This window comes from Streptomyces sp. WMMC1477, from assembly GCF_027460245.1.
Classification (GTDB): domain Bacteria; phylum Actinomycetota; class Actinomycetes; order Streptomycetales; family Streptomycetaceae; genus Streptomyces.
Map to the genome: position 1 here is coordinate 1,886,315 of NZ_JAPZBD010000003.1, position 23,100 is coordinate 1,909,414.

Genomic DNA, 23,100 nt, shown 5'->3' on the forward strand with positions numbered 1-23,100 from the left:
GAGGGCCGGGCCACGGCACGCACGAGAGCGGTGGAACCGGCGCGGAACGCTGCAGGCGAAGCAACCACCAAGTACCTCCGAAGGTGAGGGGGCGGGCGGCTGGTGCCGCCGCGCGGAGACGCGGCGGCACCAGACCGGGCTGACCTGAGGGCCGGGTTAGGCGACGTTGGTGGTGCAAGCGCCGCAGGTGGACCCGCAGTTGTCGTCGGTCAGGCTGACCAGACCCGCCGGGTCGGCGATCTCGACGAGGGAGACGTCCAGGTCGAAGCCGTCCGAGGCCCCCGGAATCTGGGGGCGTACTTCAGTGCGGCTGGGAACTACGGTGCTGCGCGTCATGCTTCAACTCCTTTTAGTCGTTGTGGTGTTACTGGGCTGGAGCGCCCACCAAGTGCCCACGGGAGCGGTGCCGGATGGCTGCTCCTCGACGGCTCCTGGCTGCCCGGCGCGAGGTGACGTGCTCCGCGTAGGAAGTCCTCGCGGGCTGCCTGCATCACGCCGGGAAGTCGTGTGCAGGGACTCTGATCAAGCGGACGACGGCCGCCGCTCCATGAAGTAGGCGAGCGCCTGGGCCTGCAGGCGATCGAGGCACTGCTCGCACGCGTAGAAGGGTGCGTGCTGCCCGTCCCACTGCACCGGTCCGAGCCAGATCACCAGGACTCCGGTACGCCCGCAGCCGAGCCAGCAGTCACCGGTGATCCACGGCCACTCCATGGAAGGACGTCCCCTTTTCAGCTGGTCGGGATGGTCGATCTGGCGGCCTGGCAGTGGGGAGCGCAGGCCCAGAGCTGGACGGCAGGCCCCAGTGGCGTATCTCCCCCAGCCGTCGCCCACTCGCTCCCAGCCAGCGGGCGCACAGGGCGCAGTCCATGGCCATCTGCTGGCGGGGCCGGAGTCTGGCGAGATCCGGAAGGGGCGAGGGTGCCGTGGCCGGGATACTCACTCGCCGCCCCCGGTGCTGAGTTCCGCCCAGACCTCTTTGCCCCAGGGGCGTCTGCCCGAGCCATGCAGGTCGTAGCCCCAGCGGTCGGCGACAGCATCGACGAGGAGCAGCCCACGCCCCGACTCGTCGTTGTCACCCGCCTGGCCGAGTATGGGCAGACGCGTCGGTTCCCGGTCCACGACCCCAACACGCACTCGTGTCGCGCTCGGCCGCCCGACCGTGAGGCGGATCTCGGGACACGGAGTGTGCCGGGCGGCGTTCGCGATCAGCTCCGTGACGATCAGCGCGGCACGGTCGGCGAGGCCGTCGATGTGCCACACACCGAGGACGGCTCGGACGAGGTCGCGGCCGATCATGGCCGTGGACGGCTCGCACGGGAAGGTCTGGCTGTACGTGGGGTGGCCGACGGATGGGACTTCAACTGGTTTTCTCAGACTCGTCATTGGGTGGAGCCTTCGTGTCGTCTCGGCGCCCGGCCCGCCCCTGCGGGGGAAACCTCGGGGGCGATCCGGGCCGTCAACAGCCGCCCGCCAGGTGGGCATGCGAGCGACCAGCACCCAGACAACTCCCTGCCCCTGCAGCCTGGTTAGGACGTTCAGGTAGTCAGCCGACGGACCGACCTAGGGCGTTTTGGCTCCCCCTTTACCTGGCGGGCGGGGATCGTGCGGGCTACCGTGCCCGCATGGACACCACCCGCAACACCGTTCTTGAGGCGTGGATGACCGAACACGGCTACAGCTCCAACAGCCTCGCCGAGGCCGTGAACAGGGCCATTGAACGGTTGACCGGGCGCCTTGGAGGACTCGACGGCTCGTCGGTCCGGGCATGGAAAGCGGGCCGGGTCACGTGGCCAAAGTCCGCTGCGCGCATGGCACTTGAGGACCTCACCGGACTACCCGCCGTCGCTTTAGGGTTCGTGCCACGGAGCCGGCCTTCGTCCACCCCGGCCCCACCGCAGCAGGAGGACCCCGACATGAAGCGCCGTACCCTCGTCGGCAGCATCGCGGCGGCTGCCGCAGCAGCAGCCGCACCCGGCACCACATCGCCGCGCCGTATCGGCATGAGCGACGTCAACCGCCTCAACAAGCGCTTCGCCGAGATCATCGCCAGCGACCACCGCCACGGCGGACAACTCGGCATCGAACAGCGGGCCGCCGCCCTCGCCGACGAGGCACTCAACCTCCAGAACGCCGGCAGCGCCACTCAGCGCGTGCGCAGCAATCTCTACGCCTCCGCAGCCGCCTTCCGCTCCTCCGCGATGTGGGCAGCCATCGACGGCCGGCGCTACGACGTCGCCAAGGCGCACATGCGCGAGGCCCAGGCCCTCGCCGAGATGTCCGGCGACCAAGCGATCAAGTTCCGCATCTGGAGCCACGCGGGCACCATGTACCGCCACATGGGCCGCCCCGCCGACGCATTCGCCGCCAACGACGTGGCCCGCAACCTGCACCTCACCCGCCGAGACCCTCTGTTCGCCTCCCTCGGCATGGCCCGCCAGGGCGCCATCCACGGCACGGCACAGGACCGCACCGGCACCCGCCGCGCCTTCGACCAGGCCCAGGACGCCATGCTGCGCGCCAATGCCGCCGACTACCGGCCAGTGTGGATGCTCGCCTTCTACGACCAGGCCGAGCTGGACTCTCTGTCCCTCTCCGCACATTTGGCGCTCGGCGACTACTCGACCGCCGAGTACCACGCCCACCGCTGCCTGTCCGCGCTCCGGCCCCACATGATCCGGTCCCGGGCCATCACCACCACCCGGCTCGCCCATTCCCAGCTCGCCCAGGGCGCCCCCGACGCCGCCGCGGCCACCGCGATGAAGGTCCCCGCCGAAGCCGCCACCCAGCACGCCCGGGTCACACGCATGCTGCAGGAGTTCGGGGCCGCACTTCGCGCCACCGCGCCGGGCAGTTCCACCGTGCAGACCTGGACCGAGCACGCCGCCACCTGGAGGATGGCCGCATGACCACGGCGCCCGCCATCGAACTGCGCACGTTCACCACCCTCGACACAGCCCGCGGCGACCTCCTCGACGTGTACGCCGACGTGCGCGCCCCGCTCCTCCACCTGCCGAACTACGCGGTCACCGCGTTCGGCGAACGCCTGGACCGACACGGCACCGAGCCGGGGTTCACGGCCGTCCTCGCGTACGCGGACGGACATCCGGTCGGCTACGCCTACGGCAACACCATCGAGCACGGCAACCGCTACTGGCAGCGCACCAGCCCGACGCCGGCCGAAAGTTACACCGAGCGCCCGGCGGTGGCTCTGAAGGAGATCGGCGTCCGCCCGACCTGGCGGAAGACCGGCACCGCCCGCCGCATCCACGACGCCCTCCTCGCCACCCGTGACGAGCCGTACGTCACGCTCATGGTCAACCCGGCCGCCGGCGATGGAAAAGTCCACGCGCTCTACAAGTCGTGGGGGTACGAGGACATCGGCCAGAGCCAGCCGTCACCGGCCTCACCGGTCCTCACCGTGATGATCCGCGACACCCGCTGACCCCAGAGGCGGGCAGTGCAGGAATGACCCTCAGGGCCCGGTCTCGGAGTACGTCCAGCGGGGCCCCGTTGAACAGGTTGGGCGCACAAACGGGGCGTCCGAGCGGGGCCGGTGCTCGTCGTAGCATCTACCAGCCCGTAATAACAGGAACCCTCTACCCTGGACACCGATTGTCTGGTGCGTCTGGAACGTGAGGGCTGCGAGTGAGACTGAGGCAAGAGGCTCGTGTCCTCAAGGAGAAGGCCGTTTCTTCGATGGTTGCGGCGGCCGAGGCATTCAACTCGCCGCACGACCGAGGGCGAGAAACGAAGGTACTTCTGCACCTTCAGCACTCCTTCGAGATGCTGCTGAAAGCCGCGCTCGTCCAGAAGGGCATTAGCGTCTTCGACCCGGCCCTGGGCCGGTCACTCGGATTTGAGACCTGCGTACGCAAAGCCGCCGAACACCCGGACATCAAGCTCAACGAGCCTGACGCAGGAACGCTCAGAGCCATCGACGCCATGCGCGATGACGAGCAGCACTGGTTCAACCAGGTTTCCGAGCAGCTGCTGTACGTGCATGCCCGAGCTGCCGTGACACTCTTCGACGACCTGCTCAGGGGCGTATTCAAGGAGTCGCTCGCTAACCACCTGCCCGACCGCGTACTGCCGGTCTCGGTTGACCCGCCCCGTGACCTTGCGCTCCTCTTGGACGAGGAATACACACAGATCGCAGCCCTACTCAAGCCGGGCCGACGCGCGACGCACGAGGCGCGAGCCAGGATTCGAACCTTGTTGGCGATGGAGGCCCACACCGGGCCGGAGACCCGCGTCTCGGGTAAGGACGTCGATCGCGTTCAGGCCGGCATACGTGGGGGAGCGAGGCGCTCGGAAGTCTTCCCTCGCTTGGAGGAGCTGGCCACTGCTACGGACGGTGAGGGACTGCTGGTCAAGGTGCGCTTCGTCAAGAACCAGGCGGCTCCGCCAGTGCGCTATGCGGCTGATGAATCCGTGCCGGCGGCCGCGATCCGGGAGGTGGATCTCCAGGCCAAGTACCACCGCTCGGCGGCCGAGCTCGCCGAGGCACTTGACTTGACCCAGCCGAAGTGCCTCGCGTTGCGCCGACACCTGGGCATCGACGCTGATCCCGCGTGCAGCCACGAGTTCGTCTTCAGCTCCCAACGCCTGAAGCGCTTTTCCGACAACGCCTTCACCCGCATGCGCACCGCGCGCGACACGTTGGATCTGGAAGCCGTCTGGCGAGCTCATAACCCGTCCGCCCGCCAACTGGAGTCCTGCAAAGTGCCCGGCTGTCGAGCTGGGTGACCGTCGCGACGCACGGCGATCTTTGACTACCTGCGGAGACCATCGTGCTCTGGACGTCGGAGTATCGCCACCAACGATTCTCGAGGGACCTGCTCGTGTCGGTGGGCTGCGCTAGCCTGCATCCGCCCTGCCGCTGTCGCCGCCGAAGGCGCAGCCTCATCCACCGGGCACTGAGCCTTTGCCAACCTCACTTTGAGCTGGCCAGATGTAGGGCGAGGACGGCCTGCACGAGGCCGGTGGTGCGGATGGTCGAGCAGCGGAGCCTGCGGAGGAGCCGCCAGGCCTTGAGAGTGGCGACGGCCTGCTCGACGAGGGCCCGGATCTTCGCTTGGGACCGGTTCACGGCTTTCTGACCTGCGGAGAGGGTCTCCCACCGTCCCCAGCACGGGGTGCGGACTGTGCCGCCGGCGCCCCGGTAGCCCTTATCCGCCCAGCACGTGACGCCGACCTCGGTGAGGGCTTCGACGATGCCGTGTTCGCGGGCCGCGCGGACGTCGTGGACCGCGCCGGGCAGGGCCGGTGAGGCCCACAGCAGACGGCCGAAGGGGTCGGCGAGGACCTGCACATTCATCCCGTGTTTCTTGTGCTTGCCGGAGAAGAAGGGCCGGTCGGCTGCGATCCGGTCGATCGGCAGGAGCGTCCCGTCGAGCAGGACGTAGGCCTTCCCCGAAGCGGTCCGAACCGCCTCGGCGAGGGTCGGTGCGAGTGCGGCCAGCAGCTCGACGGCCTCGTTGATGTACCGGTAGACCGTACTCGTGCCGATCTCGAAACCCGCCGCGATCTGGGCATATGTGGTCCCGTTGCGTAGATGCGCCAGCACCAGCAGGGCCTGACGGCCGACGGTGAGCCGACGCCAGCGGCTTCCGATCCGACGACGGTGCTCGCGCAGACGAGCGGCGAGGAAGGTCAGGGACCGACTGGACACGTCCAGCCCGCACGGGTAGACAAGCACGTGAAGCCTCTGGTGGGTATCGGGCGATCTTGGTCGTGAACCCGTCTACCAGGGGCTTCACCCCTGTGTCGAGCCAACTGGACAGCTCAAAGCCCAGGTTGGCAAAGGCTCACTGAGGGGAAGCGATGCGTCAACAAGAAGTCACCGAAGACTGCCCTGGGACAGGACAGGACGGGTACATGGACGAGAGTGCACCAGGCGACGAGTGGTACGTGATCTGCCCGGTCTGCAGGATGAAGTGAGCAGGAGGCAGCACCCTCATCGAGCCCCACAAAGACTGGCGGAAGCGCTGAGGGCGGAGGCTGGCAGTTAGGCGAGCGGGCCTTGACCCAAAGCCCGCTGCTGGGGCGCGACGTGCGTGCTGCCGTTTCTAAGCATCCACCTGTTGATCGATCGCCGCTTCGTAGAAGGCATCCGCGAGGGCGACGATGATCGAATTGATGGCCGGCCCGTCGGTGAAGAAATAGTCAGCCATGGTGTTGTGGGCGTCCTGGTTGTCTGCGACCGCCTCCGTAACGGCTGCTTGGAAATCTGGTGACTCCAGGAACTGCTTCTTGGAGTTCACCTTGGTCTGGTTGATCAAATTCGAGTTCGCGAGCAACCGCTGGACGAGTCCCTGCACGAACTCCCTGATCTGGGACTCGGCGAACGATTCGGCGCCGAAGAGGTCGTTCATCTTGTCTATGACGACCTGGAGCGCCACGTACTTCGGATCCTTCTTCATTCCTGTGCCGGCTGCGCTGATGCCCTTCAGCTGCCCGTCGCCCACGAGCGAGATGTTGACCGGGATTGCCTTGTTGTGCTTGACCCCGACCAGCACCACGTCGGAGAGGTCCACGTCGGCCGCCCAAGCGGACTCGGCGATGACCTTCTCCAACAGGCGCAGGAAGATCGAAAGCATCTCCATGTAGGGGTCGCCGTAGTCGACGATCTGGGACATGAAGTCATAGAGACGTACGTAGGTGGAGACATCCTTGCGGAACAGGTCGAGCGCCTGGAGCGTGACCTTGTCCTCCTCCTCGATCGCCCGCGCGTAACGGCGCCGGAAGTCGTGCTGCGCCGGGCTGATCGCCGCCGAGAGCGCGTTGTTGCCCTTTCTGGTCACCCACAGCTCGGCGACCTTGCGAACGTCGTCCTCGGTGTAGATCCCGGCTTGGGCAAGCTTGTTAGCCAGGTGGACGACGACATACGGATCGGTCTCGGTCTCCAGGGTCGCGTCTTTGAAGTACGGCTCGAAGGCTGCCTTGATGTCTTCGGGCTTGTTGGCGAAGTCGATGACGAACGTCTTGCGCTTCTGCTCCCCACCAGCGGTGCGATGGGTGCGGTTGAGCCGCGAGAGTGTCTGCACCGCGGTGACCCCTGACAGCTTCTTGTCTATGTACATCGCCGAGAGTAAGGGCTGGTCGAAGCCGGTCTGGAACTTGTTGGCGACCAGCATGATCTTGTACGTCTCGCCCTTGAATGCGGCTGCCAGATCAGCCCCGGCGCCGGGGTTCATGTTGGCCTCGGTGAACTCGTCGCCCTTCGACGGCTGCGGGCCCCAGTCGCTGTGCCAGGTCTCGTCCTCGGTCATCGTCACCCCGGCGGAGAAGGCAACCAGGGTGCGGTAGTTGTACGAGGCGTCTTCGGTGCGGCGCCTGGCGATGTAGGCGTCGATGGCCAGCTTGTACTTCACTGCGGACTTGCGCGAGTCGGTCACCACCATCGCCTTCGCCTTGCCTTCGAGGAGGTAGGCGACGTTGGCGTGGAAGTGCTCGACGATGATCTGCACCTTCTGGCTGATGTTCGTCGGGTGGAGCTGCACCCACCGCATGAGCCCCTTGCGGGCGGCGGCCTCCTCGACCTCTCCCCCGTCACCGCTCTCGGCCCTGCCGGCGATCTTCAACGCGGTGTCGTAGGACTGATAGCCCTTGAGCACGTCGAGGATGTAGCCCTCCTCGATCGCCTGCTTCATCGAGTACAGGTGGAACTCGTGCGGCTTCCCGTCGGCACCCTTGCGGCCGAACAGTTCGAGGGTCTTGTTCTTCGGCGTCGCGGTGAAGGCGAAGTAGGAGATGCTCTCCGACTCGGCCCTCTCGGTCATCTCCGAGGCCAGCACCGACTCCACATCGACCTCGCCGCCCTCCTCGATCTCCTTGACCTCCTCGGCCGTCAGTACCTGCTTCAGCTTCGAGGAGATCTGACCCGACTGGGAGGAGTGCGCCTCATCGGCGATGACGGCGAACCGCTTGCCCTTGAGGCCAGCGTCGGTCCGGATCTCGTCCAGCGCATGCGGGAAAGTCTGCACCGTCACGGCGATGATCAGCTCGCCATTCTTCAACACTTGCGCCAGCAGACCCGACTTCGACTTCGCGCCGGCCTTGCGGACGTCCTCGGGGCTGATAGTCGCGACGATCTTGCCAGTGCCGTCGATCTGCCGGATCGCATCCTGCAGCTGGGAGTCGAGCACGGTGCGGTCCACGACCACGACGACCGAGTCGAAGACCTTCCGATCATCGACGTGCAGCCTCGCCAGCCGGTGGGCCGTCCAGGCGATGGTGTTTGTCTTCCCCGACCCAGCCGAGTGCTCAATCAGGTACCGCTGCCCGACGCCCTCTTCCCTCACCGCCTCGACGATGCTCGTCACGGCCTCCCACTGGTGGAACCGCGGGAAAAGCATGCTCGTACGCCGCACCGACGTGCCGTTGGTGACGTCCCACTCTTCCTTGGTCTGCACGATCATCAGGCGCCCGATGATGTTCAGCCAGGCGTGTTTCTCCCATACGCGTTCCCACAGGTACGCCGTCGACGACCGTCCGTCCGCGCCGGGCGGATTACCGGCACCGCTGTCGAAGCCGATGTTGAACGGCAAGAAGTGGGTCTTCTCCCCCTCCAGCCTGGTGGTCATCGCCGCGAGGTCGTTCGAGACCGCGAAGTGGACCAGAGCGCGGTGTCCGAAGGACAGCAGCGGCTCAGGCCGTCCCTTAGTCAGTGGGTTGCGGTCCTGCTTGTACTGGTTGATCGCCTTATCCAGCGACTCGGTGAAGTTGGTCTTCAACTCCACTGTCGCCACCGGAAGACCGTTGACGAAGAACACCAGATCGAGGATGCGCTGGTCAGCAGTCGAGAAGTGCACCTGCCGCACCACCCGCACCCGCATCGCCTCGTAGTGCGCCGTCGTGGTCTCGTTGAGCGAGGTCTCGGGGCGAAACTGCGCCATCTTCAACCGGCCGCCACCGATGTACTGCACCCCGTTGCGCAGGATGTTCAGTGTGCCCCCGCCATGCTCCAGCGGCCTATCCAGCGCCGCCGTCAGCACGTCGAGGAACTTCGCCTGCGACCCCGCCGCCTTCAACGCCTTCTCGTACGCCGGCTTCTGTGTCTCCTCCAGCCACGCGTACAGGTCGTTCGGGAACAGCGCCCGCTCCCGGTCGTACTCTCCGCCGTCACGGTCGTTCTCCGAATAGAGCCAGCCGTGCGCCTCCAGGTACTCGCAGATCTCTGTCTCGAAGACCACCTCATTGTGATCGGCCATCACACCACTCCTGGTACGTCAATCTGCCCGGTCATCGCCGCCGAGATCACCGCAAGCCGACGTTCCCTGGAGAGCTCGATGAACTGCTCGGTCTCCTCGATGAGCGTGTCGATCTTCGCAGTCGCATCGCTGATCTCCGCCACTAGCCCACGCTGCTCCTCAAGCGTTGGAACCGGAACACGCAGGGAGCCAATGATGTCGGAGTTCAAATTGTCCATCGTCGATCCAACGGAGGCGAGCGCGAGTGCATCGCGATTCCGCCGGCTGCTGAATACGATGGCCCCGAACGCTGGCTCGATGAATGCTCGATTGAACCGGATAAGCGCCGAGCCCGTCCCGCATAGGAAGCCCACTGCAGGGGCCCCCACGACCGCACAGCGTCCAAGCTCTCCTCGACGGGCGGCGACCAAATCACCTTCCTCAAGAGCATGGCGCGCAAGCTGTTCTGCTTTGGCAGCGCCGACCGCGACCCTCGGATCGGGGACGACTTCACCTGCGACGATATGGGATGGATTGATGATCGGCGTGCCACCATCCTCATACTCATCGGACTTCAACTGACTGCCGAACGGCCCCGTCTGGACCAAAACAGCAACTGCCTTCAATGGCGTGTTCCAGTCAAGGAGCGCAACACTTCGCTCTACAACCGACCACCGCCGCTCGCGGAGCATCTCGATCAGCCGCTGCTGCTCGTCGATGAGCGTGTCGATGTCGGCTGTCTCGCGGTCAAGGAAGTTGACGATGGAGCGCTGCTCGTCGGTCGGGGGCAGTACGAGAGGAATGCGAGCGAATGTGCTCCAGTTGCGGAAGTCAACGCTGCGCTCACGGACGTTCGGCGCCTGGGTGGCAAGGAAGCCGGAGGTTCCAAGGTGGCGTAGCAGGCGGGCAAGGTAAGCGGGATCGTCGCCCGCCATAGGCTCACAGACGTGGTAGACGGGCGAACCGTTGCCATGGCTGTCCGAGACGCCGACGGCGCCGGCAAAGCCGTCGAGGGCGTGGAAGACCAGGTCGCCGGGACGGATCTCCTGATAGCCGTTCTCGGTATCAGAGAAGGTGTAGCCATCCTTACGGCGGTTCGCGCGCAGAGTGACTGTGCCATCCCGGTAGGCGGTGATAACACCGAGCCCCGACCGAGCAGGTCGGTCCAGCGGGCGCAACACTCGCCGCACCGTTGTCGCACGCCAGTCAGGCGGCGGCGTGGTGATCACTGCTCCACCTCGCGGAGGAGATCGAGGATCTTGGCGACCTGCTTCTCCAAGTCGGCGTCGATCTCGGCAAGCGGGCGAGGTGGCACGTACTTGTAGAACTGGCGGGTGAAGGGAATCTCATAGCCAGTCTTGGTTTTGGCCCAGTCGATCCAGGCGTCAGGAACGTGCGGCTTCACCTCAGCGTCGAAGTACGTCTGGATTACTTCGCGCTCCCCGGCGGCGCCTGCGGTTGAGCCGCCGTAGGTGAAGGACACGATTTCGGTATCACGCTTTTTCGAGTCGGGCTTCAGATTGCCCTTGCGGTCGACGATAGGGTTATCGCCTTCATCGAGCAGGGGACGCTCGACGGTGATGGTCCAGTAGCCGAACTCATCGTTGCGTAGCAACTTGGAGAAGTCAGGGTCGGCGTCCTCGAAGTCGGCGTACAGCCGCACGACCTCGGCGCGGTCACGGTCGCTGATCTCGCGTCCCTTGGACCCGAGGTTCTTGCGCATCTTGGTCCAGAACGACGTGCCGTCGATGAGCTGGACTTTGCCCTGGCGGTCGGGGTGCTTGGTGTTGTCGAGGATCCAGATGTAGGTGGCGATGCCGGTGTTGAAGAACATGTTGGTCGGCAGCGCGACGATCGCCTCGACCAGGTCATTCTCCAGCAGCCACCTACGAATGTTGGAGGGGCCGGATGCGGCAGCGCCGTTGAAGAGCGGTGAGCCGTTCATGATGATGCCGACGCGGCCGCCGCCGTCCTCGGGTGCGCGCATCTTGTGGGCCAAGTGGAGCAGGAAGAGCATTTGGCCGTCCGAGGTCGCGGGGAGCCCCGGCGCGAATCGGCCGTAAGGGCCGGAGGTGTCGCGCTCCGCCTTGACCGCCTTGGCGTACTGCTTCCAGTCCACTCCGTAGGGCGGGTTGGACATGCAATAGTCGAACTGGCGCCCCTTGAAGGCGTCGGCGGTGAGCGTGTTACCGAAGGCGATGTTGGTCGTGTCATGGCCCTTGGCGAGCAGGTCGGACTTGCAAATGGCGTACGACTGCGGGTTGTACTCCTGCCCGTACAGAGTGAGCTTCGCGTCGGAATTCTGGGCTAGCAGGTGCTCCTCTGCCAGGGAGAGCATGCCGCCGGTACCGGCGGTGGGGTCGTACAGCGACCTGATAATGCTGCCCTCAGAGAGGTCGACGTCCTTCTCCGCGAAAAGCAGGTCCACCAACAGCCGGATCGCGTCGCGCGGCGTGTAGTGGTCACCGGAGGTCTCGTTCGCGGCCTCGTTGAACTTGCGGATGATGTACTCGAACGCATCTCCCATGTCTGCGTTGGACACCATGTCGGGATGCAGATCGACAGCGCCGAAGGACTTGACGATCTCGCGTAGGAGCCCGGCCTTCTCCAGGGCCAGGAGCTCCTTCTTGAAGTCGAAGTACTCGAACACGTCCACGTCGGCGGAGAATCGGTCGATGTAGTCAGCGAGGTTGTCCGCCAGCCCGTCCGCATCGGTCAGCAAGTTCGCGAACGCGTAATTGGAGGTGTTGTAAAATGTCCGCCCCGTGGCCTTCTTGACCTCGACCTTGAGCCGGTTCGGGTTCTCGTACCTCGCAGCCAGCTCTCGTACCACCACACGGTCCGGCTCAAGTACGCAGTCGAGCCGTCTCAGGATCGTGAACGGAAGAATCACAGTCCCGTACTGGTTGGGGCGGTAGGGCCCCCGAAGCTGGTCAGCAATCGACCAGATGAAGCTTCCGAGCGTACTCACAAGGTTCCTCACGAGAATCGTCTAGCAGTGACGATCACTTTGCCAGAGGGAGCAGCCAGCATCCCATGGTTCAACCATGAGGCCCCCGAGGTGCTCATGCCGATCGGCCCCGGGGTGCCTGCACGTGCTGCCGGAGCGGCAGCTCCGGAAGACGTTGGAAGATGGCGAGAACGAACCGGGCGCCACAGACTCCACTACAGCGAGGTGGGGATGCGCCAGCACGACACCGAGGTACCTCAGGTGCGTGAGCGATGCGTGAGCGGACTACCTGATACAGGTCGGCATGAGTCGGATCACATGGCTTGCCACGCAGTCCTGACCAGGAGAAACAGCACCGGGTGACAGCGCAAGGCACCCCCTGGCAAGGATCCAATCCCACTCCTAAAGCGGGTGTCGCAGGTTCGAATCCTGCCGGGGGCACCAGCGCGAAAGGCCACCTGGGAAGGTTCCCAGGTGGCCTGTGACGTTCGCGGGTTGATCATCCATCCCCGCCGAAGTGGGGTCCTGGCCGCGGCGGTTCGCGGGCCCGGCGCCCGTCGCGCGGTGAAGGGCGCCGTGTCAGTGGCGGACGCGGTAGTGGAGGTGAGTGACGCCGTCGGCTTCGACCACCGTGGGGGTGTCCAGCTTGGTGGGCGTGCCGTCGAGTCCGGAGAAGAAGGGGACGCCCTTGCCCAGCAGCACCGGCACGAGGTCGACCGCGATCACGTCGATCAGGCCGAGGTTGAGGCACTGTCGGGTGATGGACGGCGTGGCGATGGCGACGTCTCCGTCGCCGGCGAGTTCCTTGGCCTGCTCCACGGCTTTGGCCACCCCGTCGGTGGCGGACGTGAAGGGTGCGTCCTCGCGCGGCCAGCCGTCCGGCACGCGGTGGGTCACTCTGGGGACTCGCCGCCGACGACCCCGCGCCCGGCCGGCGGCTGGGCGCGGAGCTGCCCTGGCTCTGGCACCTGCACCGGAACGGGCTCGAAGGCGTCGGGTTCCTGCGGCGTGCGCTCGGGCGGGCCCCGAGCGACCGCGGACACCTCCAGGCACGGCTGCTCACCGGGCTGGCCCTGGTCGTGGACACCGCGAGCCCGCTCGACCAGGAGCACGGCCTGGCCCGGCAGGCCCTTGAGCTGGCCACCGAGCACGGCGACGAGGAACTGCGTGGCCCGTGTCTCTCGCTCGCCTCGGTGGGCCGGTTCTACACCGACTTCGAGGCCGCCTGGGAGCTCACCACCCAGGCCGTCCGCTCCGCACGGGCCGCGGGCGACGCGTTGTTCGTCCACGCCCAGGTGGGCATGCAAGGGATGATCCGGCACCTGCAGGACCGCCACGACGAGGCGTGCTCCCTGCTGGAGAGCGCGGTCGACGGACTGCAGGGCCGGCACCCGGGCATCGCCTCGACGGCGCTCGCCTTCCTCTCCGCCACCTCGCTCGTGCGCGGACGGCCGGCCGACGCGCGACGTTCGGCCGAGGACGCGCTCGAACTCGCCGAGCCCCTGCACGACTACCTGCGGGTGGGCATCGCGCGCGGTGCGCTCGCCAACGCCCTGGTCGCTTCGGGCGACCCGGCGGGCGCGCACGACGCCGTACGGCCGGTCCGCAGGCTCGTGGGCGACGCCGACACCGACGTCTTCGTGCCCGGAGCGGCCCTGACGCTGGGGCGGTTGTGCCTGGCCGACGGCGATCTCGACGGCGCCCTGCGCTGGTTCGAGCGCGATGTGCGGCAGACGGACCACGGAGCCCCCACCTACCTGGCGGCTCAGATGCACGTGGGCTACGGCGAGGCACTGCGGCTCGCCGGGCGGATCGAGGCGGCCCGTGACGAACTCGACCGCGCGACGGACGCGGCGCGCAGGCTCGGCATGCCACGGACCCTGGCCGACGCGCTTGAGCAACAAGGCCATCTCACCGGCGACATCAGCCTCCGCCACGAGGCGCTGGCGATCCGCCTCGACCACGGTCTGCGGATGTACTGGCCGGACAGCCTGGAGTCGCTCGCCCCGGCCATGGCGGCGCCGGCGACCGTACGGGTCCTGGCCGCCGGTGACCGGGCGCATGAGGTCATGGGACTGCCCCGGCGGCCAGGCGGTCGACGCGGGTACGACGCCACCCTGGCGGCACTCCGGGACGAGCTCGGCGCGGGTTTCCCGGCCGCGTGGGCCGAGGGAGCCGCGCTGTCGCCCGACGAGGCCGTCGCCTACGCCCGGCGGGCCCGCGGGGCCCGGGGCCGCCCTGCCAGCGGCTGGGGGAGCCTCACGCCGACGGAGCTGACCGTCGCCCGGCTGGCGGCCGAGGGCCTCAACAACCCGCAGATCGCGGCACGGCTGTTCATGAGCCGCAGCACGGTCAAGACCCACCTCGCTCACCTCTACGCAAAACTCGGCGTAGCGAACCGGACCGGGCTCGCCGCCTTTCCGGCGGCCGCCGGCCGGGCCGTCGCGCCCTGAAAGGGCTGGCGCCGGGCTCCTACCGTCAGCGCACGCTCGCGGAGGCGTCCGGACGGGGTGTCAGGACGGCGGCGACGACCGCGGTGGCCGAGGCGGTGACGTCGGACACGAAGGGCAGCCGGCCGACGCCGAGCCGCCGCAATGCCGGGCCGTGGTCGGCGGCGACGACGAGGGAGGCCGCGAGCAGGAGGAGTCGCCACAGGGCCATCACCGGGCGGCGCGTCGCACGGGGCAGCTCCGCCAGGGAGGCGTGCAGCCGCTCGCAGTGGAACGGCACGTGGCGCTCCTCGTCGGAGAGGATGCGCCCGGCCACCTCCGTGGTGAGCGGGTCGTCGGTGCCGTCGCGCAGGGCTCGGTAGTAGCGCAGCGCCACCACCTCCGCGATCATCAGCACCAGCAGCTCCAGGCGCAGGCCCATGAGGCGCCGCAGCCGCACGAAGGCCCTGTCGCTCCAGTGGCCGGTCAACGTCGGCATGCCGCCTGCGGCCAGGAGGCGGGCGAGGAGGCGGGCGTGGTTCTGTTCCTCCGCGACGAAGAGCCGGACCGCCTGGGCGTAGTCGTCGTCTCCGGCCTCGTCGGCCTTGGCGATGAGGTTCGCGCCGTCACCGTCCTCGCCGACCTGGAAGCGCTGGATGCCGGCCCACACCGCCGGATGCAGCGTCGCCCTCCGCGTCCAGTCCGGGTCGCCCTGGGCGCGCCTGCGCGCCCGCTCGTCCTCGAACCGCCGTGTCCACTGGGCGAAGTCCCCTGGGTTCACCTGGTCCCTCCCTCTCCGGGGGCACGGCCGCCGTGCCCCCGGAGAGGGACGACGCGAGGCGGGGGTGGGCCGTTCCCCCCAGGCCGTTGGAGGGCGGTCAGGCCCCTGTGGGGGGAGCCGGAATTTCCGGTCGGCACGGTCCGTGGGTCACGGATATCTGCACTCGCGGGGTGAGGGTTTGACCGAGGGTGCGGGTAGTTTCCCTGCAACGACGAAGGGCCGAAATGATTCCCTGCACACAGGGCGCCGCGACGTGCTAGCGTTGACCCAGTTGCAGTTGTGGTTCCCGAATTCCAGGTTCTTCACGGTCGGCTCTTACGCCACTGGAAGTGCTTTTGACACCGGTCTTTTCCGGCGGGGTGATCATCGCGGCGACGCGGTGTCCGTGCGGTACGGGCACCGATTGACTGCCCCGAAGGAGAAAAACATGGCTACTGGCACCGTGAAGTGGTTCAACTCGGAAAAGGGTTTCGGCTTCATCGAGCAGGACGGCGGCGGCCCCGACGTGTTCGCCCACTACTCGAACATCGCCGCCCAGGGCTTCCGTGAGCTGCTCGAGGGCCAGAAGGTGAGCTTCGACGTCGCGCAGGGCCAGAAGGGCCCGACGGCCGAGAACATCGTCACCGCCTGACGCTGACGCGTACTGTCCGGTTGGGGCCCGCATCCTTTGGGGTGCGGGCCCCGACTGCGTACGCTCCCCCGCGGGTCCTCACCTGAGGACGCGCATGGGGAATCCGTGGACAATCCACGTGGATTTCCCTTCCGGGATGAAATACATCCCCGCCAGACCGTATTGCAGCGCACGATCTGCTTACGCGTTCCATTCGGCCTGTACTTGCAATTCTCTGGGCGGCTTCCGGCTGTGGGAATTCCTTGATACGTGCCGCATCGAGGAAGGTTCCGCATGAACCGCACCCGCACGGACAACCGCTCGGCCCGGGGCCGGAAGGGCGCCGCCGGGGGGAAGAACGGCAACCGCTTCCGGTCGTCGGCCCCGAGCCGAAGCGGCGGACCGGCCCGGTCCAAGGGGCACGGGCGCGGCCCGGGCACGGCTCAGGGTGATTTCGCTCTCCCGAAGACGCTCACCCCCGCACTGCCCGCAGTGACGCACTTCGCCGATCTCGACATGCCCCCCGAGCTGCTGGCCGCGCTCGGTTCGCAGGGTGTGACCGTCCCGTTCCCGATCCAGGCCGCGACGCTGCCGAACTCCCTGGCCGGACGCGACGTCCTCGGCCGGGGGCGCACCGGTTCCGGCAAGACCCTCGCCTTCGGGCTCGCCCTGCTGGCCCGCACCGCCGGGCGGCGCGCCGAGCCCCGGCAGCCGCTGGGCCTGGTCCTCGTCCCCACCCGTGAGCTGGCACAGCAGGTCACCGACGCCCTGACGCCGTACGCCCGCTCGGTGGGTCTGCGGCTGGCCACGGTCGTGGGAGGGATGTCGATCGGACGACAGGCCGGCGCGCTGCGCGGCGGTGTCGAGATCGTCGTCGCCACCCCCGGACGGCTCAAGGACCTCATCGAGCGCGGCGACTGCCGTCTGGGCCAGGTCTCCGCCACCGTTCTGGACGAAGCGGACCAGATGGCGGACATGGGGTTCATGCCGCAGGTCACCGCCCTGCTCGACCAGGTCCGCCCGGAAGGCCAGCGCATGCTGTTCTCCGCCACCCTGGACCGCAACGTCGACCTGCTCGTGCGCCGCTATCTCAGCGATCCCGTCGTGCACTCCGTCGACCCGTCCGCGGGCGCGGTCACGACGATGGAGCACCACGTGCTCCACGTCCACGGTGACGACAAGCACGCCACGACCACCGAGATCGCCGCACGTGACGGTCGCGTGATCATGTTCCTGGACACGAAGCACGCCGTCGACCGGCTCACCAAGCACCTCCTGAAGAGCGGGGTGCGGGCCGCGGCCCTGCACGGGGGCAAGTCGCAACCCCAGCGCACCCGGACGCTGACGCAGTTCAAGGACGGTCACGTCAGCGTGCTGGTGGCCACCAACGTGGCCGCGCGGGGCATCCACGTCGACAGCCTCGACCTCGTCGTCAACGTCGATCCCCCGATCGACCACAAGGACTATCTCCACCGCAGTGGCCGCACGGCCCGGGCCGGTGAGTCCGGCAGCGTCGTCACCCTGGTCACCCCGGAGCAGCGCCGCACCGTGTCCCGCGTCATGGCGATGGCCAGCATCACCCCGCGGACGACCCAGGTCCGGGCGGGCTCGGAGGCCCTGCGCCGCATCACCGGTGCCCAGGCCCCGTCCGGCATACCGGTCGTCGTCTCCGCGCCCGTGGCCAAGCCGCCCCAGCGCGGCGGTCCCGCACGCGGCCGGCGCCGTCCGGCTTCGGCCGGCCGGCCTACATCCGCACGTCGGTCCGCCGCCGGCGCGAGAGCATAGAACCACCCCGGAAGAGCCGAACCCGCTCGCGAGGAGTCATCCCCTGGCCCTGCCCGTGCGTCCCCGCAGGAACGCCCCGGGCGACCTCGTCCGCCCCGCCGCCCCCGTCCTTCCACCCTTGTGAGGCATCATGCGCTGTGTCATCGCCCGCTTCCCGTTCGAGCTCACCAAGAGTGGCGTGCTGGAGTCGATGAAGGGCGTCAAGCCCGAGCCGGTCACCGGCGACTCCGTGATCATCGGGCGCCGCAGCTACCCCACCATGCAGGTCGGCGAGGTCATCACCCGCCAGGACCGCCGCGATTTCAGCGCGCGCGAAGTCCTCAAGGCCATGGCCCAGCTCGGCTTCACCTGCCGTACCACGCCCAAGGACGCCGTCCCGGAGGCCGCCGACCCGCTTCAGCGGGCTTCCGCGATGCTCGGTACCCCCGACCCGTCCGACCGCCGGGAGGTCACGGACCAGGGCTGGTGAACCGCGGCCCGGGGCTGCCGTACGCCGTGACGGGGCAGGTCAGCCGTCCGTCGTGGGGCCGGCCCCGGCATCACCGCGCCGACGCAGTTCGTCGTTGATGCGCCGCGCCTCTTCCAGCTGGTCCTCCAGGATGACGATGCGGCAAGCGGCCTCGATGGACGTGCCCTGGTCGACCATCTCGCGGGCGCGGGCGGCGATGCGGAGCTGGTAGCGCGAGTAGCGGCGATGGCCGCCCTCGGAGCGCAGCGGCGTGATCAGCCGGGCTTCACCGAGGGCTCGCAGGAAGGCGGGGCTGGTGCCGAGCATCTCCGCCGCCCGCCCCATCGTGTATGCGGGATAGTCGTCGTCGTCGAGACGGTCGAGCGGTGTGTCTGCGGTCAATCTGCACCTCTGCTGGGGGAACGCGTCGCGGGGCCCTGGTGCCTACGTCACCAGCGGTTTCTGGGGGCATCGGCCAGCTCGTCCACCCATCCGCCGCGGCGACGGCCCTCTGGTCGCCCACCAGCCTTCGACGGCCTGGGAGCGGGGTGGGGGTCACCGCTGCGTGACTGCGACGTGCGCCTCCTGCCCTCTCCGTCTCCTGCTGCGTAGCTCCACCAGCCACCCGGCTCGGCACCCGGCGGGCGGACGAGGCGGCCCAAGCCTACTGCGGCCCCACCGCCCCGCCGTCGCGTCGGGGCTTCCTGTCTGCCAATAGATTAGCCCCGCCGCGAGCGCGTCTCTACAGCAGCCATGACAGATTTCCCGGACGGCTCCGCGCGCCTGCCGGGTACGTGGGTCGGCGCGTCGGGCCGGCCCACCGGCCGGGGACCGGCTTCCGGCGTCCGGCGTCGCCCTTCGGGAGAGCCGCCGCATTGCGCGCCCCGCCGTGCGTGAGGAGATCCCCGCGCGCTTAGGGTGGCCGGGGAGAGCAGATCGTACGCCCGGGAGATGAGCAGTGGGGTCAGTCGAGCCCCTGCCGATCCGTGTGCCGGTGGGTGAGGGCGCCGGTCGGTGGGCGAGCCGGGCGGGGTGCCGCCGCGTGCTGCTGGTCGTCCACAACGTCACCTCGGCGGGGCGGCTGCTGGATGTTCTGCCGCTGTTCCACGACGACTTCCGGGTGCAGTTGTTGGTCACATCGACGGGTTCGTCGGCGTTTCAGGCGGGGGTGCGGGAACTCTTCGCCGAATGGGGGCTTCCTGTGTTGCCCTGGGAGCAGGCGTTGTCGACGTCGGTCGACCTCGCGGTGTCCGCAAGCTTTGGTGGCCAACTCTCGCGCATACAAGGCAAGTTGGCCGTCCTTTCGCATGGGGTTGGATACACTAAGAGGCTGACCGAACCGCGAACCGCGAACCGCGAACCGCGAACCGCGAACCGCGAACCGCGAACCGCGAACCGCGAACCGCGAACCGCGAACCGCGAACCGCGAACCGACGTTCGGGTTGTCGCGAGAATGGCTGCTGGCGGACGGGGAACCGTTCGTGGACGCCCTCGTGCTGTCCCACCCAGAGCAGCTGGAGCGGCTGCGCCGGGCCTGCCCGGAGGCCGAGGGGGCGGCCGTACTCGCGGGCGACCCGTGTTTCGACCGCATGCTGGCGGCCCGGCGGCACCGGGAGCGGTTCCGGCGTGCCCTGGGAGTGCGCCGCGGGCAGCGGCTGGTGGTGCTCAACTCCACCTGGAACTCCGAGGGACTCTTCGGCGACGGGGGCGAGACGGACGTGCTCCCCGGCCTGCTCCCCCGGCTCGGCGCCGAGCTGCCCGCCGACGACTACCGGTTGGCGGCCGTGCTGCACCCCAACATCTGGTACGGGCACGGTCCGGGGCAGATCAGGGCCTGGCTGGACCGGGCCCGGCGCGGCGGGCTGACGCCGGTCGACCCGGTGCACGGGTGGCGGCAGGCCCTGCTGGCGGCGGACGTGGTCCTGGGGGACTTCGGCGCCGTCTCCTACTACGCGGCGGCCCTGGGCGTCCCCGTGCTGCTGGCCGCAGACGGGCGGGGCCGGCTGGACCCGGAGGCCCCGCTGGCCGCGTTCGTGCGGGAGGCGCCACGGCTCGCCCCGCACGGGCCGCTGCGCGAGCAGGTGGACAAGCTCCTGGCCGAGCCCCCGCCCGGGGCCGGTGCGGCCGCGTACGTCACCTCGGCTCCGGGAGCCGCGGCGGCGTTGCTGCGCCGGCACTTCTACGCGCTCATGGAGCTTCCGGAACCCGAGGCGCGCGCCCTGCTGGAGCCGCTGCCCCTGCCGCCCCACGACCCGCCGCGGCGTACGGCTCCGCTGTACGTCCGGACGCGGGTCCAGGGGGTGGACGTCGTCGTCGAGCGGTCCACCGCGCCCTTCCGGGACGTCGAGGGGGAAGCCCATCTCGCCGTCCACGAGGACACCCGGGACCCCGGTGAGCTGGAGGTGGCCGACGTCGTCCTCCGGGACGGGGCGCCGGACGACCCGCGGCTGGGCGGGCCCGGCCCGTGGACGGCGGAGGTGCTGGGTCGGCATCCGCACTGCGCGCTCGCCGCCTATGTGACCGGGCCGGACGCCTGCACCGTGCGGACCGGCGTGCGGACCGGGGCGCGGACCGGGGAGAACGACTCGTTCCGGCTGTCGGCCGGGCCGGGCGCGGACGCGGACCCGGCGGTGTACGCGTCGGCCCTGTACGCCTGGCTGACGGCGGGCGGGGTCGTGCCGTCGCGGGGCGTCACGCTGCGGGCGCGGGTGGCGGGCGGCGTGCATCCCGTGACCGTGGAGCCGGTCACCCCGGGGGCCGGCAGCGGAGCCGCAGGTTGGCCAGATAGCGCAGATGCGGAGCCGCCACCGGGCTGAGCAGGCGTTCCGCCTCGGTGATCCGCGTCAGGGCCGCGGCGTCGTCGCCGGCGTCGTGGAGTGTCTCGGCGAGATCGGTGAGGGCGCGGGCCTGGTTGTACGCCTCGCCCCGGCGGGCGAAGAAGTCCACGGCGGACTCCAGGGCGTCCCCGGCCTCAGCCGGCCGCCCCATGCCGCGCAGGGCGCGTCCCTGGTGGCGCTCGGAGAGGGCAAGGGCGCGCGCTCGGTCCGCGGCGCCCTCCTGGCCCTCGGTGATGTTCCGGTAGAGCCGCTCCGACTCGACGAACCGCTCGTACGCCGCCTCGTACCGCCACTGGTACAGGCTCAGCAGGCCCAGGAACTCCACCGACGACGCCTCGCCGCGCAGGTGTCCGGCCGCGCGTTCGGTCGCGACGGCGGCGCGGGCGGCGCCCTCGGCCTCCTCCCAGCGTTCCAGTGCGCCGAGGCAGTGGGCGAGCTGGAAGTGCAGCGCGCCCGCCATCCGGGTGTCCGGCCGGTGTTCGCCGGCCCAGCGCACGGCCACGCGTAGCGCGGGCAGCGCCTCGTCCCAGTACCCGGCCTTGAGCTGTAGCGGCCACAGGGCGCGGGCCAGGCGCAGGCCCGTGTCGAGGTGTCCGTGTTCTTCGGCCACGAAGACCGCGCGGACGAGGTTGTCCACGTCGGCCGCCAGCGCGGCCACGCCCTCCGCCTCGTCGGCGTGGGGGCTCTCGTCGTCGGGCGCCGGTTCGGTGCGCCAGCTCTGCGGGAGGGCGGCGTGTGCGGCGTGCCGGGCGCGTCGCAGCAGGGTGTCGAGCACGCGCTCGGTGGCCGCGGCGCACGCGGCGGCACCGTGCTCCGCGGCGGCCCGGTCGGCCAGGAGGCGGCGCGCCTCGGGGCGGAAGCGGTAGCGGCCGTCGGGCCGCGGTTCCAGCAGGTGGACGTCGGCGGCCTCCGCGAGCAGCCGGCCGGCCTCCCGCTCGGTGACGGCTCCCGCGGCGGCGGCGAGGCGCGCGTCGACGGACGGCCATCCGCCCAGCGCCGTCAGCCCGCACAGGCGTGCCGCCTGTGGCCGCAGGCGTCGGTGGGCGTCCCCGGCCGGGCCCGGGAGCGCGGGGCGGCCGGTCGCTCCGGGGGACGGCTCCGGGGCGGGGCCGTCCCCGGCCCGCAGCAGCCCGGAAGCGGCGGTCTTCAGGGCGAGGGGGTTGCCCCCGCAGTGGTGCAGCAGTTGCCGGATCTGCGGCTTGGCGAGCGCGGTGTCCTCCCGCCCCGCGACCGTCCGCAGCATGCGCACGGCGTACCGGTCGCTCAGCGGCGGGACGGGGACGCGTTCGGCCTCCAGCGCGAAGGGCGGGCCGGAGACGACGACCAGCAGGAAGACCTCGGGCGTGGCCGGGATCAGGTTACGCACCTGGGCGAGGGAGGACGCGTGGTCGACCACCACGAGTGCTCTGCGGTCGGCGGTGAGCGTCCGGTAGAGCTCTTCCCGGCCCTCCTCGGTGGGCGGGACGCGCTCCGGCTCCACGCCCATCTCCCGCAGGAGACGCAGCAGGACGACGCCGGGCTCCGGCCCGGTGTCGCGCGCCGCGTCGCGCAGGTCGACGTAGAACTGCCCGTCGGGGAACCGGGCGTAGTGGGCCGCGCCGAGGTGGAGGGCCACGGCGGTCGTGCCGATGCCCGGCGGGCCGTACAGCAGCGCGACGCGGGGCCGTCCGGCGGCGGGACGCGTGGCCTCCCGCCCCAACTGCCTCAGCACGCGCTGACGGTTGGTGAAGTCCCGTGGCGCCGGGGGCAGTCCGCGCCCCGGGGAGAGCGTCAGCGCCTGCTCCGAGAGCCCCCGCACGAGGAGCGACCACTCACCCGCCTGCCGCGGGTCCCGGGCCATGCGGGCGTGCATCTGGCCCGCGAGGGTGCGCCGGCCCTCCGCGCTCTCCGGGAGCGGTGTCTCCCGGCCCATGGTCCGGCGCACCAGGGCGCCCGTCGACTGGAGCAGTTGCTTGCCCATCTCCCCGGCGGCGCCGTTCGCCACCTGGGTGAGGAACGCGGTGAGCGCGCCCACCGCCACGATCTCCAGCACGTCCGGCCCTCCCCTGGTCCCCGACCCGGCTCTGGCC

General features: G+C 69.2%; 19 protein-coding genes. 8 read left to right on the top strand and 11 right to left on the bottom strand.

Annotation, left to right across the window (positions count from 1 at the left end):
- Positions 1 to 156: 156 nt before the first annotated feature.
- From O7609_RS08595 to O7609_RS08605, 3 genes are all read right to left on the bottom strand, one after another.
- Positions 157 to 336 carry an FxLD family lanthipeptide gene (locus O7609_RS08595; protein WP_224295499.1) on the bottom strand — a complete coding sequence of 60 codons (180 nt, stop codon included), beginning with the start codon at positions 334 to 336 and terminating at the stop codon, positions 157 to 159.
- A 186-nt stretch (positions 337 to 522) separates the two neighbouring features.
- Positions 523 to 711, bottom strand: coding sequence for a hypothetical protein (locus tag O7609_RS08600; protein ID WP_269743362.1), 189 nt, complete (start codon positions 709 to 711; stop codon positions 523 to 525).
- 225 nt (positions 712 to 936) lie between these two features.
- Entirely contained in the window at positions 937 to 1,383 is a 447-nt protein-coding gene (locus O7609_RS08605; RefSeq protein WP_269743363.1) for an ATP-binding protein, read from the bottom strand.
- A 239-nt stretch (positions 1,384 to 1,622) separates the two neighbouring features.
- Between O7609_RS08605 and O7609_RS08610 the strand changes: the two genes are divergently transcribed.
- The 3 genes from O7609_RS08610 to O7609_RS08620 all read left to right on the top strand — a co-directional run bounded on the left by O7609_RS08610 (position 1,623) and on the right by O7609_RS08620 (position 4,746).
- Positions 1,623 to 2,906, top strand: a complete 1,284-nt coding sequence (locus tag O7609_RS08610; RefSeq protein ID WP_269743364.1) for an XRE family transcriptional regulator — start codon at positions 1,623 to 1,625, stop codon at positions 2,904 to 2,906.
- A complete protein-coding gene (locus O7609_RS08615) occupies positions 2,903 to 3,442 on the top strand; it encodes a GNAT family N-acetyltransferase (protein WP_269743365.1) in 540 nt (179 codons plus the stop codon). The genes O7609_RS08610 and O7609_RS08615 overlap by 4 nt, the downstream gene beginning before the upstream one ends.
- Before the next feature lie 203 nt (positions 3,443 to 3,645).
- Positions 3,646 to 4,746: a DUF3644 domain-containing protein gene (locus O7609_RS08620; RefSeq protein WP_332330041.1), complete on the top strand. Its 1,101-nt coding sequence runs from the start codon at positions 3,646 to 3,648 to the stop codon at positions 4,744 to 4,746.
- A gap of 187 nt (positions 4,747 to 4,933) precedes the next feature.
- On the opposite strand, the gene O7609_RS08625 is transcribed toward O7609_RS08620, so the two are convergent.
- The 5 genes from O7609_RS08625 to O7609_RS08645 form a co-directional block, all read right to left on the bottom strand.
- On the bottom strand, positions 4,934 to 5,698 hold the full coding sequence (locus O7609_RS08625) for an IS5 family transposase (protein WP_269743367.1): 765 nt from the start codon (positions 5,696 to 5,698) through the stop codon (positions 4,934 to 4,936).
- Positions 5,699 to 6,068: 370 nt separating this feature from the next.
- The gene (locus tag O7609_RS08630; protein WP_269743368.1) at positions 6,069 to 9,212 is read right to left on the bottom strand and encodes a type I restriction endonuclease subunit R; all 3,144 of its coding nucleotides are present in this window, start codon (positions 9,210 to 9,212) and stop codon (positions 6,069 to 6,071) included.
- Positions 9,212 to 10,420 (bottom strand): restriction endonuclease subunit S, encoded by a 1,209-nt coding sequence (locus tag O7609_RS08635; protein WP_269743369.1) that lies wholly within the window; start codon positions 10,418 to 10,420, stop codon positions 9,212 to 9,214. Before O7609_RS08635 ends, O7609_RS08630 begins: the two co-directional genes overlap by 1 nt.
- The gene (locus O7609_RS08640; protein ID WP_269743370.1) at positions 10,417 to 12,162 is read right to left on the bottom strand and encodes a type I restriction-modification system subunit M; all 1,746 of its coding nucleotides are present in this window, start codon (positions 12,160 to 12,162) and stop codon (positions 10,417 to 10,419) included. The genes O7609_RS08635 and O7609_RS08640 overlap by 4 nt, the downstream gene beginning before the upstream one ends.
- A gap of 558 nt (positions 12,163 to 12,720) precedes the next feature.
- A complete protein-coding gene (locus tag O7609_RS08645; protein ID WP_269743371.1) occupies positions 12,721 to 13,026 on the bottom strand; it encodes a dihydrofolate reductase family protein in 306 nt (101 codons plus the stop codon).
- Here O7609_RS08645 and O7609_RS08650 point away from each other — a divergent pair.
- The gene (locus tag O7609_RS08650) at positions 12,996 to 14,594 is read left to right on the top strand and encodes a LuxR C-terminal-related transcriptional regulator (protein WP_269743372.1); all 1,599 of its coding nucleotides are present in this window, start codon (positions 12,996 to 12,998) and stop codon (positions 14,592 to 14,594) included. The two genes, O7609_RS08645 and O7609_RS08650, sit on opposite strands and share 31 nt — an antisense overlap.
- Before the next feature lie 25 nt (positions 14,595 to 14,619).
- Here O7609_RS08650 and O7609_RS08655 read toward each other — a convergent pair whose 3' ends face one another.
- On the bottom strand, positions 14,620 to 15,351 hold the full coding sequence (locus O7609_RS08655) for a ferritin-like domain-containing protein (protein ID WP_269743373.1): 732 nt from the start codon (positions 15,349 to 15,351) through the stop codon (positions 14,620 to 14,622).
- Positions 15,352 to 15,778: 427 nt separating this feature from the next.
- On the opposite strand from O7609_RS08655, the gene O7609_RS08660 reads away from it, so the two are divergent.
- The 3 genes from O7609_RS08660 (at position 15,779) to O7609_RS08670 (ending at position 18,215) form a co-directional block, all read left to right on the top strand.
- Positions 15,779 to 15,982: a cold-shock protein gene (locus O7609_RS08660; RefSeq protein WP_269734360.1), complete on the top strand. Its 204-nt coding sequence runs from the start codon at positions 15,779 to 15,781 to the stop codon at positions 15,980 to 15,982.
- Between the two features lie 273 nt (positions 15,983 to 16,255).
- Positions 16,256 to 17,746, top strand: coding sequence for a DEAD/DEAH box helicase (locus O7609_RS08665; RefSeq protein WP_269734361.1), 1,491 nt, complete (start codon positions 16,256 to 16,258; stop codon positions 17,744 to 17,746).
- 130 nt (positions 17,747 to 17,876) lie between these two features.
- Positions 17,877 to 18,215, top strand: coding sequence for an SCO5918 family protein (locus tag O7609_RS08670; protein ID WP_269734362.1), 339 nt, complete (start codon positions 17,877 to 17,879; stop codon positions 18,213 to 18,215).
- A gap of 39 nt (positions 18,216 to 18,254) precedes the next feature.
- Here the strand turns inward: O7609_RS08670 and O7609_RS08675 are convergent, their stop codons facing one another.
- Entirely contained in the window at positions 18,255 to 18,596 is a 342-nt protein-coding gene (locus O7609_RS08675) for a MerR family transcriptional regulator (RefSeq protein WP_269734363.1), read from the bottom strand.
- 1,040 nt (positions 18,597 to 19,636) lie between these two features.
- Here O7609_RS08675 and O7609_RS08680 point away from each other — a divergent pair.
- Positions 19,637 to 21,010, top strand: coding sequence for a hypothetical protein (locus O7609_RS08680; protein ID WP_269743374.1), 1,374 nt, complete (start codon positions 19,637 to 19,639; stop codon positions 21,008 to 21,010).
- Here the strand turns inward: O7609_RS08680 and O7609_RS08685 are convergent.
- Complete coding sequence (locus tag O7609_RS08685; RefSeq protein ID WP_269743375.1) at positions 20,940 to 23,063, bottom strand: ATP-binding protein; 2,124 nt, start codon at positions 23,061 to 23,063, stop codon at positions 20,940 to 20,942. The genes O7609_RS08680 and O7609_RS08685 overlap by 71 nt on opposite strands.
- Positions 23,064 to 23,100 lie beyond the last annotated feature (37 nt).

What these genes read in the sequence shown, in the direction of transcription:
- O7609_RS08605 (WP_269743363.1), bottom strand. Translation starts at nt 1,383, where the DNA reads ATGACGAGTCTGAGAAAACCAGTTGAAGTCCCATCCGTCGGCCACCCC.
- O7609_RS08660 (WP_269734360.1), top strand. Translation starts at nt 15,779, where the DNA reads ATGGCTACTGGCACCGTGAAGTGGTTCAACTCGGAAAAGGGTTTCGGC.
- O7609_RS08630 (WP_269743368.1), bottom strand. Translation starts at nt 9,212, where the DNA reads ATGGCCGATCACAATGAGGTGGTCTTCGAGACAGAGATCTGCGAGTAC.
- O7609_RS08665 (WP_269734361.1), top strand. Translation starts at nt 16,256, where the DNA reads ATGAACCGCACCCGCACGGACAACCGCTCGGCCCGGGGCCGGAAGGGC.
- O7609_RS08610 (WP_269743364.1), top strand. Translation starts at nt 1,623, where the DNA reads ATGGACACCACCCGCAACACCGTTCTTGAGGCGTGGATGACCGAACAC.
- O7609_RS08600 (WP_269743362.1), bottom strand. Translation starts at nt 711, where the DNA reads ATGGAGTGGCCGTGGATCACCGGTGACTGCTGGCTCGGCTGCGGGCGT.
- O7609_RS08670 (WP_269734362.1), top strand. Translation starts at nt 17,877, where the DNA reads ATGCGCTGTGTCATCGCCCGCTTCCCGTTCGAGCTCACCAAGAGTGGC.
- O7609_RS08615 (WP_269743365.1), top strand. Translation starts at nt 2,903, where the DNA reads ATGACCACGGCGCCCGCCATCGAACTGCGCACGTTCACCACCCTCGAC.
- O7609_RS08595 (WP_224295499.1), bottom strand. Translation starts at nt 336, where the DNA reads ATGACGCGCAGCACCGTAGTTCCCAGCCGCACTGAAGTACGCCCCCAG.